Source organism: Rhizobium sp. OAE497, assembly GCF_040546565.1.
GTDB lineage: Bacteria > Pseudomonadota > Alphaproteobacteria > Rhizobiales > Rhizobiaceae > Rhizobium.
Genome location: NZ_JBEPOA010000001.1, coordinates 492,801 through 506,597 on the forward strand (window position 1 = coordinate 492,801; position 13,797 = coordinate 506,597).

12 protein-coding genes are annotated in these 13,797 nt (G+C 63.5%); 3 read left to right on the plus strand and 9 right to left on the minus strand.

The window, feature by feature from the left end; translation table 11 throughout:
* The first annotated feature begins 36 nt into the window (after window positions 1-36).
* Complete coding sequence (locus ABIE40_RS02500; RefSeq protein ID WP_199626141.1) at window positions 37-540, plus strand: winged helix-turn-helix transcriptional regulator; 504 nt, start codon at window positions 37-39, stop codon at window positions 538-540.
* Here ABIE40_RS02500 and ABIE40_RS02505 read toward each other — a convergent pair whose 3' ends face one another.
* The 6 genes from ABIE40_RS02505 to ABIE40_RS02530 all read right to left on the minus strand — a co-directional run bounded on the left by ABIE40_RS02505 (window position 541) and on the right by ABIE40_RS02530 (window position 8,802).
* A complete protein-coding gene (locus ABIE40_RS02505) occupies window positions 541-1,347 on the minus strand; it encodes a TIGR02186 family protein (protein ID WP_112713470.1) in 807 nt (268 codons plus the stop codon).
* Complete coding sequence (locus ABIE40_RS02510) at window positions 1,347-2,267, minus strand: sulfite exporter TauE/SafE family protein (RefSeq protein WP_025555267.1); 921 nt, start codon at window positions 2,265-2,267, stop codon at window positions 1,347-1,349. Before ABIE40_RS02510 ends, ABIE40_RS02505 begins: the two co-directional genes overlap by 1 nt.
* 241 nt (window positions 2,268-2,508) lie before the next feature.
* A complete protein-coding gene (locus ABIE40_RS02515; RefSeq protein WP_199626142.1) occupies window positions 2,509-3,576 on the minus strand; it encodes a D-alanine--D-alanine ligase family protein in 1,068 nt (355 codons plus the stop codon).
* Window positions 3,577-3,606: 30 nt separating this feature from the next.
* The gene (locus ABIE40_RS02520) at window positions 3,607-4,173 is read right to left on the minus strand and encodes a hypothetical protein (protein ID WP_199626770.1); all 567 of its coding nucleotides are present in this window, start codon (window positions 4,171-4,173) and stop codon (window positions 3,607-3,609) included.
* 169 nt (window positions 4,174-4,342) lie between these two features.
* Window positions 4,343-8,086: a peptidoglycan-binding protein gene (locus ABIE40_RS02525; RefSeq protein WP_199626143.1), complete on the minus strand. Its 3,744-nt coding sequence runs from the start codon at window positions 8,084-8,086 to the stop codon at window positions 4,343-4,345.
* Between the two features lie 257 nt (window positions 8,087-8,343).
* A complete protein-coding gene (locus tag ABIE40_RS02530; RefSeq protein WP_199626144.1) occupies window positions 8,344-8,802 on the minus strand; it encodes an Lrp/AsnC family transcriptional regulator in 459 nt (152 codons plus the stop codon).
* Between the two features lie 126 nt (window positions 8,803-8,928).
* On the opposite strand from ABIE40_RS02530, the gene ABIE40_RS02535 reads away from it, so the two are divergent.
* The gene (locus tag ABIE40_RS02535; RefSeq protein ID WP_199626145.1) at window positions 8,929-10,212 is read left to right on the plus strand and encodes a cystathionine gamma-synthase family protein; all 1,284 of its coding nucleotides are present in this window, start codon (window positions 8,929-8,931) and stop codon (window positions 10,210-10,212) included.
* Window positions 10,213-10,224: 12 nt separating this feature from the next.
* On the opposite strand, the gene ABIE40_RS02540 is transcribed toward ABIE40_RS02535, so the two are convergent.
* Both ABIE40_RS02540 and ABIE40_RS02545 read right to left on the minus strand, forming a co-directional pair.
* Window positions 10,225-10,587: a hypothetical protein gene (locus ABIE40_RS02540; protein ID WP_025555261.1), complete on the minus strand. Its 363-nt coding sequence runs from the start codon at window positions 10,585-10,587 to the stop codon at window positions 10,225-10,227.
* Window positions 10,588-10,670: 83 nt separating this feature from the next.
* Window positions 10,671-11,090 (minus strand): nuclear transport factor 2 family protein, encoded by a 420-nt coding sequence (locus tag ABIE40_RS02545; protein WP_199626146.1) that lies wholly within the window; start codon window positions 11,088-11,090, stop codon window positions 10,671-10,673.
* 171 nt (window positions 11,091-11,261) lie between these two features.
* Between ABIE40_RS02545 and ABIE40_RS02550 the strand changes: the two genes are divergently transcribed.
* Entirely contained in the window at window positions 11,262-12,290 is a 1,029-nt protein-coding gene (locus ABIE40_RS02550; RefSeq protein WP_199626147.1) for a GGDEF domain-containing protein, read from the plus strand.
* Here ABIE40_RS02550 and ABIE40_RS02555 read toward each other — a convergent pair.
* Complete coding sequence (locus tag ABIE40_RS02555; protein ID WP_199626148.1) at window positions 12,269-13,693, minus strand: aminotransferase-like domain-containing protein; 1,425 nt, start codon at window positions 13,691-13,693, stop codon at window positions 12,269-12,271. The two genes, ABIE40_RS02550 and ABIE40_RS02555, sit on opposite strands and share 22 nt — an antisense overlap.
* Window positions 13,694-13,797 lie beyond the last annotated feature (104 nt).

The following is a 13,797-nucleotide window of genomic DNA, read 5'->3' on the forward strand; positions in this document are numbered from 1 at the left end:
TGGTGGCAAAATGCAAGCGGCTTTTGGAGAATGAGCATGAGTGAAGAGCACCGTTCCGGCTGCCCCATCAACCTGACGCTGGAGGTTCTCGGCGACCGCTGGAGCCTGATCGTCATCCGCGACATCATGTTCGGCAACCGGCGCCATTTCCGCGAACTGATGCAGGGCTCCAACGAGGGCATTGCCACCAATATCCTCGCCGATCGCCTGCGCCGCCTTGTCGAGAACGGCCTGCTGACCAAGGAAGACGACCCGAGCCACAAGCAGAAGTCAGTCTATAGCCTGACCGAGATGGCCATCGAGCTCGTGCCGCTTCTCGCGCATATGGGCGCCTGGGGCCGCAAGCATCTGCCGGTTTCCGACGCGCTGGCGATCCGCGCCGAAATCCTGGAGGAGGGCGGCCCACAGCTATGGTCGGATTTCATGGACGAGCTGCGCGCCAGGCATCTCGGTACGCCATTGACGACGGATACGCCATCCGTGCTTGCCCGCCTGACGCAAGCCCGCAACGAGGTTGCAGCGCGCGAAAAGAGCGCCTGATCAATCCTTGCGGAACACGATGCTGGCGGCCCAGCCCGTCACCAGCGCCAGGAACACGGCAAAGGCACCGTACTCGATCGGCCGCTCATGTGCGGCGTCGGTGATCATCTGCTCGATGCCGGTCTTGATGACGCGTAGCGGCACGGATTTCTGGTTCACCAGCTTGCCGCTCTTGAAGAGATAGGCGCGAACGGTATGCACGCCGTTCGGAATATTGGCGGGCAGGCGGAGACTCGCCTTGAACAGGTTGGAGCTGACGAAGCGCACGCCGGATGGATCGCGCTCGTAAAGGCCACCGCTCTGCTGCAGCCGCCGGAAGGCTTCGCGGAATTCCCCGAGACTGCTGCCATCGCCGACGAAACCGACAGGCGTCAGCGGAATATGGTCGATGCCGATCCCCTCGTCTGTAAGGTCGAGCGGCGTCGTCACATCGTCGATCGCCCGCGAGCTCGACATCGAATAGGAATGCGGCACGGCCTCGAATGTCATCGAGCTGGTATTGATCCAGATGCCGAAGACGCGCTGCTTCTTGCGCACCGTCGCGTTCTCACGCGGCCCCTCGAGCACGACGACGACATCATACTGGCCGACGGCGAGCAGCAGCTGGTCGGTCTCGGTCACCGCGCCGAAGATCGTCAGATCCGCGCCCTTGAAGTCGGAGGTAATGGCTATTTCGCTGGTCGAGGTGCCGATCTCCAGCCCCTCGCGCACGCTCTCGGCATTCTGCCCCGGCAGCAGCGTCTGCGCCGCGGCGAGACCCGGCAGGGCAAGGAAGAGCGAAAGGGCGAGAGCTGGAAGGCAGCGCATCAATTGCCTCCCATCACGATCGAATAGATATCGGCGGGCGTTACCACCAGCGAGATCGCCAGACGGATGCCGACGGCGAGAACGAGCAGTCCGAGCAGCGCGCGCAACTGTTCGCCGCGTAGTTTCTGGCCGACACGCACGCCGTATTGCGCGCCGATGACGCCGGCGACCATCAGAATGAAGGCGAGCACGATATCGACGGAGAAGTTCGTCGCCGCCTGCACGATCGTCGTATAGGCGGTGACGAAGATGATCTGGAACAGCGAGGTGCCGACAACCACATTCGTCGGGATGCGCAGCAGATAGATCATCGCGGGAACCATGATGAAACCGCCGCCGACACCCATGACCGAGGTGAGGATGCCGATCGCGAAGCCGAGCGCGATGACCGGGATAACGCTGAGATAGATCTTCGATTTCTTGAACCGCACCTTGAAGGGCAGGCGGTGCACCCAGTGGTGATGCCCGGGCTTGCGTGGCGTCGGCGGCACGTTCTTGGCCGCGCGGCGCATGGCATTGACGCTCTCGAGCAGCATCAGCCCGCCGACTGTGCCGAGGAAGACGACGTAGAGCAACGAAATGAAGAGATCGAGCTGGCCGAGGCGGCGCAGCAGCGAGAAGATCCAGATGCCGACCGTGGCGCCGGACAGACCGCCGATCAGCAGCACCGACCCGAGCTTGACGTCCAACGTGCCGCGCCGGAAATGCGTGATCGCGCCGGAGATCGAGGAAGCCACGACCTGGTTGGCGCCGGTGGCGACTGCAACGACAGGCGGGATGTTGTAGAAGATCAAGAGCGGGGTGATCAGGAAGCCGCCGCCGACGCCGAACATGCCCGACAGGAAGCCGACAGCGGCGCCCATGCCGAGAATGATGAAGATGTTCACCGACAATTCTGCGATGGGCAGATAGATTGCCACAACCGACCCCGATTACTCACTGCCCCCGCCGGGCAGGCGCGCTTGTCCCGTTCGAATGGCGCATCATAATGGGAAATCGTTGCCAGAGGCTTTCGAGAAACGACATCCAGGCCGCACATTCCGCGAGCGATAACTCCCGAATAATCCGGCTTTTTTCAGGTTTTGTGACAGAGCGGGGCGAAGTCGCGGCGTTTTTCTTCCCGGTGCGTGCCTGCCACACCGGGAAGAGACATTTTCCGGGTCAGAGGCCGGCGCGTGCGAGACCGTGCTCGACAAGCCGGTCGATCACCTCAGGATAGCTGACGCCGCTTGCCGCCATCGCCTTCGCGTACATGCTGATATTGGTGAAGCCGGGAATGGTGTTCACCTCGTTGATCAGGAAGGTCATGTCCTCGGTCAGGAAGAAATCGACGCGCGCCATGCCGTCGCAACCGAGCGCCCGGAAGGCAAGCGCTGCCGTCTCGCGGATCTTGGCCTCGACCTCGGCCGGAAGCTCCGCCGGAACCTTCAGCGCCGCGCCGTCTTCGTCGATATATTTCGCATCGTAGCTGTAGAAGCCGTGGCTTTCCGCCGGGATGATTTCGCCCGGGCGGGAGACGAACAATCCGCCCTTGGTGTCCTCCAGCACGCTGCACTCGATCTCGCGGCCGCGGATGAACTCTTCGGCAAGCAGCTTGCGGTCGTGCTTGAAGGCTTCCGCAAGCGCCGGTGCAAATTCCTGGCTGCCGGAAACCTTGCGCACGCCCACAGAGGAGCCCTGACGCGCAGGCTTGATAAACAGCGGCAGTCCAAGGGCGCTCTCAAGCGTATCAAAGGACGGCGCCTGATTCGCATGCACGGTCACCGCCCGCGCCACCGGCAGGCCCGCAGCCCGTAGCAGCTGCTTGGCGATATCCTTGTCGAGCGCCGTTGCCGAACCCAGGATGCCGCAGCCGACCAGTGGTACGCGGGCCACTTCGGCCAGCCCCTGCACCGAGCCGTCTTCGCCGAAAATTCCGTGCAGCACGGGGAAGAGAATATCGATCGTCCCGGCATCGCTCATCCGGCCGCCGTCGATCGCGATCATCCGCCCGCGCCCGCCGGGCACCAGCGCGATTTCGGCGCCGCTTGCCGGCTTGGCGAGCGTGCCATTCTCGAAGCGGCTGAGCAGCCATTCGCCTTCCCGCGTCACGAAGATCGGCACCGCCTCGTATTTCGAAGGCTCCAGCGCCCCCATCACATTCGTCGCCGACATCACGGAGACGTCGTGTTCGGCCGAGCGGCCCCCGAAGAGAACGGCGATGCGCAGCTTGCCGCGGGAAGATGTCATGGAACCTCCAGAATGCTCTTGGTCGAAATGTCAGAAACCGACGGCAATGCCGCGATTGGCGAAGAATCGGTCGAAGACGGCAAGCGGCAGCGTCACATCTGCCTGGCTCGCGGCGTCATGGCCGGATGGATTGTGGAAACGGAGTGTCTCACCCGACGCTGCCGTCACCAGAACGAGGTGCCCGCCTTTCGAGGGCGGTGTCCTCTCTGGCCAGCGGATGCCGCTATTGACCGAGGCGATGAAGAACGGACGGTCGGCCAGCAGCCCGGGAATGCTCTCTGTCGCGACACCCGTCATCGTCTCCGCCGAGAGCCCGAAGTGTTCGCGCACATAGGTTACGAAAGGTGCGTAGATCAGCCCCTTGATCGAGGCATCGAGCTCGTTGACGACATAGCCGCCATAGGCGGTGCAGGCGCGGGCGAGAGCAAGCGTTGGATGCAGCTCGCCGCGCGCTGCCAGGATCATCTTCAGGCGGGCCATGCCGCAGACATTGACCGCCCAGCGCGCATAGTCCTCGACCGTCTCGGCGCCTGACTGCCGCCAGAGCGGATCCCGCAGCAGCGCCGCCGACCCCTCGGCAAGCACTGATAACGTCATCTCCGGCGTTTCCCACTGGCTGAAATAGGGAATCTTGTCCCGCTGAACGCTCACGAATCCCCCGACCGGCAATCAATCCCGCCGCGAAACTCTGAAAGCAAAACGACCCTTTTGCGGCGAAGGCAAAAGGGTCGTCGTGATTTTTCGAGGCGAGGGCCGGATTGGCGCCTTATGCCTTGGTGGCGTTCTTGGCGTTGCGTTCCAGCAGGGCCTTGACCGTATCGTCGTTGATCTTGCCGGACGGATCCTGGCCGATCGACTTCTGGAAGCTCTTGATCGCCGCGACGGTCTTGGCGCCCATCTCGCCGTCAGGCGTGCCGGCGTCGAAACCGTTGTTGTTCAGGATCGCCTGAATGTTGCGGATCGCCTTCTTCATGTCGACGCTTGAGGTGCTGGTTCCCTTGCCGGTCCAGGCGTCGGGCACGTCGATGCCGTTGGCCTTGTTGTCGAGCTGCTGCGGCTTCCAGGCCTCGGTTGTCGCCTTCGCCTTGTCGAGGTCGGCAGGCTTCATCGCCTTGGCGACTTCGTCGCGCTTTGCGCCGGCGTCCTTGTCGCCACCCTTGGCAGCGATCGCAAACCACTTGTAGCTCTCGCCGAGATCCTGCGTCACGCCATTGCCGCGGGCGCAAAGGATGGCGAGGTTGAACTGGCTGTCGGTGATGCCGAGATTGGCGGCCTTGGTGAACCAGTTGGCAGCCGTCGCATAGTCCTGCTGGCCGAGCGCGCCGGAAGCGTAGAGCACTGCGAGATTGTGCATGGCGCTGGCATTGCCCTGATCAGCAGCCTGCTCGTAATAGCCCTTGGCCTTGTTGATGTCGCGGGCGACACCCGTGCCCTTCTCGTAGATGCTGCCGAGACGGTACTGCGCCGGGGCAAAGCCCTTGTCGGCGGCCATCTGGTACCACTTGACCGCATCGGCTTCGCTGGCGGTAACGCCATTGCGTCCTTCGCTGTAGCGGGCTGCAATTTCGAAGAGCGCCAGCGCATCGCCGCCGCGTGCCGCATCGGCAAGTGCCGCCGGCTGGATTACATCGGGAACAGCGATTTCAGGCTGTGCCGGTGCCGCATTGGTGGTGGCGGGAGCATCCTTCGGAGCAAAGGCCGTGGCATCCTGAGCCGGAGCGCCCGGCGTCAGCGTCGCAGCACCTTCGCCATCGAGCGGCGCAGCATCGGTCAGATGATCGGCCGGTGATGCCGGTGCCGGATCGGCGGCCGGAGGAACGGCCTCTGGTGCCGCCGGTGCTTCGAGATTGGCTGTCGCCTGGTTATCGATCTGCGGTACGGCCGCTGTATCTGCTGTTGCCGGAGCCTGGTTCGCATCGCTCATGACCGCGACTTCGGCGGGCGGTGCGCTCTGGCCTGTGGTCAGCGTGCGGGCAAGCGGGAATGCCATGATCGCCAGAAGCACGGCGCCGGCTGCGAGAAGCAGCGGACGGCGGAAGCGCGAGAAGGCGCTGGCGCCACCGGCAGGCTTCGGAGCCTTGCTCTTCTTGTCGGCCTTCAGCGGCTGCGCTTTCGGGTCGGATTCGATAGCGGCGGCCTGGGCGGCACGGCGGGCAGCGGCGATATAGTCGGCGCGGTCGTTTTCCGAGGCAGGTTTCGGGTTGGCGCGCGCCGCACTCTGGCTGGCGCGAACCCGCTCCAGGATTTTCTTCACGTCAGGCGCGCCGGAGCCAGGCTCGAGAAGCTCGTTGGCCTCTTCGCCGGGCACGACATCGACAGGGTCGATGGACGGAGCCGGATCGATGATCGTGCGCTCGGCGGCATCGGCCTTCGGCGCCTTCTTGCCGGGCATCAGCTTCTTGCCGATCGCCAGGAACAGGCTCTTGCTCTGCTTGGCTTCGGCCGCAGGCTTGGTGGCGGCTTCGATGGCGATGGCGCTGGTTTCGCTGACGGCGGGAGCCGGGGCCGGCTGCGGTGCAACGGCTTCAGCCACGGCGGCGCGCGGTGCCGCCACGCCCTTGGTGCCGAACACCGCAGGCTTTTCCGCCTCTGCGCCGGCAGGGATCAGCGAATAGGGATCGACTTCGAAATCGACATTGGCGGCCGGCATGCGGGCGGCAGGCCGGTTGCGCGTTTCCATGTCGTCGAGGCGGTCGGCAATATGGACGAGCGTTTCATGCAGCGCCTGGAACGTCTTGTGGGTCCGTTCCTCGCCGCTGCGGCTCAGGTCTTCGAGGTGGCGAAGATCGGCGGCCAGCGCATTCAGCGCCGACATGTCGGCGGCCGGAACGCTGCCGGCCTGCAGGCCGCCATTGCGCGAATAGGCTTCGACGACCGCTTCAGCCGCCTGGCGGGCAGCCTCGATGATATATTCGTCGCTGGTCGCCATGTAGTCTTCGATGGCGCCCATGCGGCGGTCGAGATCGGCGGAGATGCCGGCATCTGCACGCGGCTCGTGGAGCAGCGTGGAGAGATTGGCGATCTGGTCTTCGAGGCTCTTCAGCGCCCGCGAATCGGTCGCCGGTGCCGCGGTGCTCTCTTCGAGACGGGCGGCGATGTCGCTGAGGCGTCCCTCGATTCGGCGGAAAGCGCTGTCGTCGATGGCAGGTGCCGCCATGACGGGAGCCGGCTGGATTTCCATCTGGTCGATGCGGCGGGCGAGATAGTCGAGCCGCTCGGCAAGAACGTCGTTGACCGCACCGGTTTCCAGCGCGTCGATCTTGCTGGAGATATCGGCGAGCGTGCGGTTGAGGTCGGGCTGCGGTGCGGCCTTCTGGGCGCGCTCCAGCATGTAGGAGAGCTGCTCAAGCCGCTCGTCGAGATGGGCCGTCGCCTTGGTATTGGCCAGCTCCTCGACGCGGCGCGTCAGCATTTCCAGCCGGTCGGTCAGGCCATCGGCCGGTGCCGTGCGGTTGGCAACGCTTCGGCCCATCAGGTCGATCTGCTCGCCGAGCGCATTGAGACGGCCTTCGAGGCGGTGCATCAGCGCCGGGTCGCCGTTGGAGGCATTGCGGCTGCTGGCGGCAATGGCGCGGCTGATTTCGTCGAGGCGCGTATCCATCGCCGCGAACTGCTCGGACATCGCCCGGTCATGCGGCTGGATCATGCTGCCGAACTGTTCCATCGCGCTGGCAATGGAGATCAGCTTGTCTTCGAGAGCGCGGACGGCCGGGCTCTCGCCCATGCCGCCGATATGGCGCTTGATATCGTCGAGCCGGTAGGCGAGCGAAACCAATTCTTCCTGAAGGCCGGCGGTGTCGATCGTGTGCAGCTGGTTTTCGAAGCTGTCCCAGCGGCGCTCCATGTGGCGGACGGAATCTTCGCGGGCCAAGCCATCCATCAGCGAGCGGAGTTCGTCGAATTCGCTGCGCAGGCCAGCGGCCTCCGGGCTCGCGGAGCGGTGCGAGAGCTGGTCGATGCTCTGCGCAAGCCGGCCCATGTCGGCGCGGATGTCGTCGGCGAAACGGTTGTCCTGAGCGCTCGACTTGATCTCGCGGAGCTCGCCGCGCAGCGCATTCATCTCCCGCGTCACGCCCTCGGAGATGTCGCGCTTCAAATCCTGGCGCAGGTTGACGAGCGCCTGGGCAATTTCGGTCATCGTGTCGTTCGAGGCGCCGTAGACGGGAGCGGCGGCGGCTGGAGCCGGTGCGCGCGGCGCAGGAACGGGTTCGCGGTAGGCGGCACGCTCTGCGGCTGCGCGTTCGCGGCCGGCTTCGAGAATGCGCTGGCGCTGGCGGATTTCGGCTAGCGGGTCGGGACGGGGCTCGGCGGCGGCGTAGGCCGGCCGCGGCTCATAGGAACGTGCGTAGCTATCGCGTTCGGGAGCGGCAGCCCGTGGCGCCGGATCCCGCGGACCGTTGCTGCCCATCAGCCCTTCGATACGCGCCTCGAGCCCTTCGATCGTGCGGTTCAGCGCGTCGAGGGAGGACCTGTCGGCGCTCCGGGGAGAATTTGATCGCGATCCGTTCATCTTCTTGCTCGCTTCGTCTGCCGCGTCCCTCGTCAGGGTTCGGCTATTGGCTTGAGAGACCGTTTCATCCGAGTTTAGTTTTTTAGACTTTCCTCAAACTGGACGGCGTAGCGGCATTCCAACGAAAAACGCGAGACTAGGAAAAGGAATGCGGATCACCACTGCTCACCGCGCACCTTTCACGAAACGTGGTAAACAACCCGTTAATTTGTGTGAGAATTTTTTAACACTTGAGGCTTTATGGGCATTTTTGACGCTCAGGAGCGCCGCGCCTTGATGGTGTTCATCACGAAGCTGGTCTCGATCGTCTCGACGCATTTCAGCTTGGCGATCTTGTCCTTGATGAACCGCTCGTATTGTTCGAGCCCGGAGCTCATCACCTTCAGCACATAGTCCTTGGAACCGGTAACGAGGTGGCATTCCAGCACTTCGTCCCAGCCGCGCACGGCATCCTCGAACATCCGGATCTCGTCCTCGTGCTGGCGGCTGAGCCGCACCGAGGCGATCGCCGTCATCGTCCAGCCCTCGACGGCCGGGTCGATCATCGCGGTGTAACCCTGGATGACGCCGGTCTCTTCCAGACGCCGTAGCCGCCGCAAACAAGCCGATGCCGAAAGCCCCACACGCTCCGCCAATTCGTTGTTGGTGATGCGCGCGTCGGCCGCCAGTTCCTTGAGGATACGGCGGTCGATCGTATCGGCAATTTTCTGCGTCACTTTTCGCTGATCTCCGCAAGAAGTTGCTTCCAACAATATCAGGCCGCGCCAAATAGCAAGAACCCGCCGCTGCATCTGATATAATTTGCCGGGCGAAGTCCGTGACATTGTTTGAGGAGACGTTTCATGACTGCGCCGCACCCGTCGAGAACCCATATCGGCAATCACGCCCTGCATCCGGAAACCCAGATGCTGAACTACGGCTATGATCCGGAATTGTCGGAAGGCGCCGTCAAGCCGCCGGTCTTCCTGACCTCGACCTTCGTCTTCAAGTCCGCCGAGGATGGCCGGGATTTCTTCGACTATGTCTCCGGCCGCAAGGAGCCCCCGGAGGGCAAGGGTGCGGGTCTCGTCTATTCCCGCTTCAACCATCCGAATAGCGAGATCGTCGAAGACCGCCTTGCCGTCTATGAGCGCACCGAAAGCTGCGCGCTCTTCTCGTCCGGCATGTCGGCGATCGCCACCACGCTGCTCGCCTTTGTCCGTCCCGGCGATGCCGTCCTGCATTCGCAACCGCTCTATGGCGGCACGGAAACGCTGCTTGCCAGGACCTTCCTCAATCTCGGCGTCTCCGCCGTCGGCTTTGCCGATGGTGTCAGCGAGAGCTCGGTAAACGCCGCGGCCGAACAGGCGATGGCCAAGGGCCGCGTCTCCGTCATCCTCATCGAAACGCCGGCCAATCCGACCAATAGCCTCGTCGATGTCGCGATGATCCGCCGTGTCGCCGATGCGATCGGCGAAAAGCAGGGCCATACGCCAATCATCGCCTGCGACAACACGTTGCTCGGCCCGGTCTTCCAGCGCCCGATCGAGCATGGCGCCGACATTTCGCTCTATTCGCTGACCAAATATGTCGGCGGCCATTCGGACCTGATCGCCGGCGCCGCACTCGGCCGCAAGGCCGTGATGAAGCAGGTCAAGGCACTGCGTGGGGCGATCGGCACGCAGCTTGATCCGCATTCCTGCTGGATGCTTGGCCGTTCACTGGAAACGCTGCAGATCCGCATGGAGCGCGCCAACAGCAATGCCGAAGCCGTCGCCGGTTTCCTGCGCGAGCATCCGAAGGTCGAGAAGATTCACTATCTGCCCTACAACGATCCGCAGTCGCCGGTCGGCCGCACGTTTACGGCCCAGTGCAGCGGCGCGGGCTCGACCTTCTCCTTCGATATCAAGGGTGGCCAGCCGGCCTCGTTCAAATTCCTGAACGCGCTGAAGATCTTCAAGCTGGCCGTCAGCCTCGGCGGAACGGAATCGCTCGCGTCTCATCCGGCGACGATGACGCATTCGGGCGTGCCGGCAGATGTGCGCCAGCGCATCGGCGTGCTTGAATCAACGATCCGCCTGTCGATCGGGATCGAGCATCCCGACGACTTGATTGCCGATCTCACGCTGGCGCTTGATGAGGCGTAAGGGCGGGCGGCCTCAGGCCGCCGCTGCCTCCCGCACGTCATCCAGCAGGAAATGCACGACGACATATTTCGTCGTGTAGTGCCTGCCGCTGTCCGATGTCTCGTCCGCGGTGCCGCCATCGGCAGGATGCCAGGTATGGTAATGTGGATTATTGGCGATCAGCGTGATCGCCTTGCCGGCGAATTTGCCGTCGAGGCGGTAGCGCGCCTCGGCGAGCGGCCAGATGCGCTCGTAATCCTGCTGCGAAATCCGCACCCGCAGCGCCTGGCGATGGGTCGCCTCGCCATGCGAGCCGTCTTCGTGCACGGTCGCCGGAATATCCAGCGTCACTTCCTCCGCGCCGTTCAGGATGAAATTGAACTCCTCAGGCCACATCCGTCTCATGAAGTCGCTCCTCCCAAGCTCGTTCTTCGGTTAGCCAACGAAATGTAACGCACCTGTCGCGGGAAGCAACCGCCTTACGAAAGCCAGTCCGGAAAGCTCTGGCCCGGCGTCATCTTGTCCCATGCCTGCGCCGCGATCTTCCAGCCGCTGCTGTCCTTCACCAGCAGCATCATCTCGACATTGCGGCTGCGCTCGCGATTGTTCTCGACGTTCTCACAGGCGGCAACCGCAACGGCAACATTGCCGAAGATGCGGATTTCTCGCGCCGGACAATGTTCGGCAAAGGCGCGCAGCGACGTCTGCGACAGCCCCTCCATGCGCTCCAGGAATTTCCGCGGCGTCTGTGCCCTTGCGGGACGCGCCGAGGCAAACAGCAGGGCATCCGAGTGGAAATCCTCCATGAAGCCCTCGGCATCGGGCCCAGTGCCATGCGCCCAGCTGAGACTGGCAAACTGCCGCTCGATCAGATCTGAAATGGCTTGACGGTCGTCCATGCGCTCCTCCGGTTGCAAGCCCGAAATCAGTTTACCAGCTTTCCGCGCCAATGTCCGCTGCCAGACATTGCTGCTGGCAACGCCTTGTTAACATTCGTCAAACTTTGCCCTTGCCCTGACAAATCATGACATCATGTTTTAGCAACGGGTTGCGAACTGACGGAGGTATGAATGGGACAGGTCGTCCGGCTCCCCGCCAATGAAGCAGAACGGCTGCTGGCGGTCCGCGCCTTGAATGCCGTAAGCCGCAGTTCGACGCCGGAGCTTGCGGCTCTCGCCGAGCTGGCGCGCGGCGTCTTCGAAACACCCTTCGCGGCCATCAACATCATCGATGAGGATTGGCAGCGCGTTGCCGGCCAGGCGGGGATGAAGCTCGCCGAGTGCTCGCGCGATCTCTCGATCTGCACCCGTGTCGTCTACGCCAACGACCTCGTCATCGTTCCCGATCTACAGCGCCATCCGGAATTGTCGGATATGCCTTATGTGACCGGCGACCCGCATTTTCGCTTCTATGCTGGCGCGCCGATCGAGATGGAGGGCAGCCTGGCCGTCGGCGCCTTCTGCATTCTCGATGTGGAACCGCGGGATTTGTCCGATGCCGAGATCGGCAATCTCAGCCGCTTCGCGCTGGTCGCGGGTGCGTTGCTGCGCCTGCAGAAGGCCAACATGGTCATGGGCCTTGCCGAAACCAGCCTGCGCGCCGCGGCAATGACCGATCCGCTGACCGGCTTCTACAATCGCACGGCGCTTGCGAGCCTTGTCGATGGCGAACTCGAACGGTCGCTTGCGGCGAGCCAGACCTTCGGCGCCCTCTATCTCGACATGGATGGGTTCAAGGGCATCAACGACCGCCTCGGCCATCATGCAGGCGACGAGGTGTTGCGCGAGGCGGCAAACCGTATCCGCGCCGTCATCCGGGCCGGTGATATTGCCGTGCGCATGGGCGGCGACGAGTTCGCCGTCTTCATCCCCAATCCGCCGAATGCCGCCGCATTATCGTCCGTCGCCGAGCGCCTGGTCGCCGCTTTCCGCGAACCTTTCGAGGTCGAAGGCATATCGGTCGGTGCGCGTCTCAGCATCGGCGGAGCGCTGGCGCCACAGGCAGGCAGCAACCGCATCGATCTCCTCAAGGTCGTCGATGCCGCGCTCTATCAGGCAAAGGCCGCAGGCCGTGACCGCTACCTGATCGCCGGCATGTGACGCGCCGCCTTCAGGGCTTTCTCAAGCGCGCGATAAATGCGTGGATCGCCGGATTGCGCCGCATTGAAGCGCAGGAACCGGCTCCCCTCCGGCGCCGTGCTGAAGGCATTGCCGGGCGCCAGCACGACATTGTCGGCAAGGCAGGACTGGGCGATATCGCCTGCATTGATACCGTCCGGCAATTGGCACCACAGGAAGATCCCGGATTGCGGCGTGATCCAGGGCGTGATGCCGAGCGGCGCCAGCCGCCCGATCGTCTCGTCCATCGCCTTCGAAAGCCGCACCTTCAGCGTATCGAGATGCTTGCGGTAGCTGCCGTCGGTCAGAAGCAGGAGGATCAGCTCGGCATTCAGCCGGCCGCCGCCGATGCTCGTCACCAGCTTGAGATCGATTAGCGGCTCGACCCATTCCGGCTTTGCCGCGATGAAGCCGCAGCGCACCGAGGTGGAAAGCGTCTTGGAAAAGCTGCCGACATGCACGACCCGCTCCAGCCCGTCGAAGGCGGCAAGGCGCGGGGAGGGCTCGTGCTCCAGATCGGCGAAGATGTCGTCCTCGATGATCGTCAGATTGGCCCGTTCCGCGAGCTTCAGCAGCTTGTGCGCGACGACGGCCGAGCAGGTGGCTCCGGTCGGATTGTGGATGGCGGAATTGGTGATGTAGAGCCGCGGCTTGTGCTGCTCGATCGCCTGCGCAAAGGCCTCGATATCCGGTCCCTGCGGCGTCATCGGCACGGCGATGGCCTTGGCACGATTGGCGCGCAGCAGTGCATGGAAGTTGAAGTAGCAGGGATCGTCGACGATGACGGTATCGCCGGGCTCTATCAGCAACCGGCACACCAGATCGATCGCCTGCGTGCCGGATTCCGTCAGGATGATGTGGTCGGGCGAGGCGGGAATGCCACGCTCGTTCATCCGCCGGGAAAGCAGTTGCCGCAATGGAAGCTGGCCGAGCGGCGTGCCGTAATTGGCAAGAACGGCATCCTCTCCCCGGGCAATGGTGCGCAATGCCTTTCTGATTGCATCGACCGGCATCCAGCTTTCCGGAAGCCACCCGCATCCGGGCTTCAGGAGATCCGGGCTGTCCTCCAGCGATTGACGGTAGACCCAGAGCGGATCGATCGCCCGGTCGAGCTTCGGCCCGATCTCCGACAGCGTCAGCGGCTGCGGCGAGCTCGAGACATAGAAACCGGAGCCTGGGCGCGAGCGGATCAGCCCTTCGGCGGCCAGCCGCTCATAGGCCTCGACGACGGTGGAGGCCGAGACGTGCATGATCTTCGCGAAGGCGCGCACCGAGGGTAGCCGCGACCCCGGTACCAGTTCCCGCCCGGCAATCCGCCGGCGGATTTCCGTCATTACGGCACCGATGCGCTTGCCACTGTCCAGGTTTTTGACCGCTTGATCCATCTGTACTGTATCCGTGTCCATAACAGTTTGCGCAAACTGTACCGTACTGTTGCTGGCAATGCCATGCCTTCGGGTTCATAGCGGGCGAGAACAGGAGCATGTGC

Excerpts from the sequence above, each read along its gene's own strand:
- ABIE40_RS02500 (WP_199626141.1), top strand. The coding sequence starts at position 37 with ATGAGTGAAGAGCACCGTTCCGGCTGCCCCATCAACCTGACGCTGGAG.
- ABIE40_RS02505 (WP_112713470.1), bottom strand. The coding sequence starts at position 1,347 with ATGCGCTGCCTTCCAGCTCTCGCCCTTTCGCTCTTCCTTGCCCTGCCG.
- ABIE40_RS02515 (WP_199626142.1), bottom strand. The coding sequence starts at position 3,576 with ATGACATCTTCCCGCGGCAAGCTGCGCATCGCCGTTCTCTTCGGGGGC.
- ABIE40_RS02520 (WP_199626770.1), bottom strand. The coding sequence starts at position 4,173 with ATGACGTTATCAGTGCTTGCCGAGGGGTCGGCGGCGCTGCTGCGGGAT.
- ABIE40_RS02525 (WP_199626143.1), bottom strand. The coding sequence starts at position 8,086 with ATGAACGGATCGCGATCAAATTCTCCCCGGAGCGCCGACAGGTCCTCC.
- ABIE40_RS02535 (WP_199626145.1), top strand. The coding sequence starts at position 8,929 with ATGACTGCGCCGCACCCGTCGAGAACCCATATCGGCAATCACGCCCTG.
- ABIE40_RS02540 (WP_025555261.1), bottom strand. The coding sequence starts at position 10,587 with ATGTGGCCTGAGGAGTTCAATTTCATCCTGAACGGCGCGGAGGAAGTG.
- ABIE40_RS02545 (WP_199626146.1), bottom strand. The coding sequence starts at position 11,090 with ATGGACGACCGTCAAGCCATTTCAGATCTGATCGAGCGGCAGTTTGCC.
- ABIE40_RS02550 (WP_199626147.1), top strand. The coding sequence starts at position 11,262 with ATGGGACAGGTCGTCCGGCTCCCCGCCAATGAAGCAGAACGGCTGCTG.
- ABIE40_RS02555 (WP_199626148.1), bottom strand. The coding sequence starts at position 13,693 with ATGGATCAAGCGGTCAAAAACCTGGACAGTGGCAAGCGCATCGGTGCC.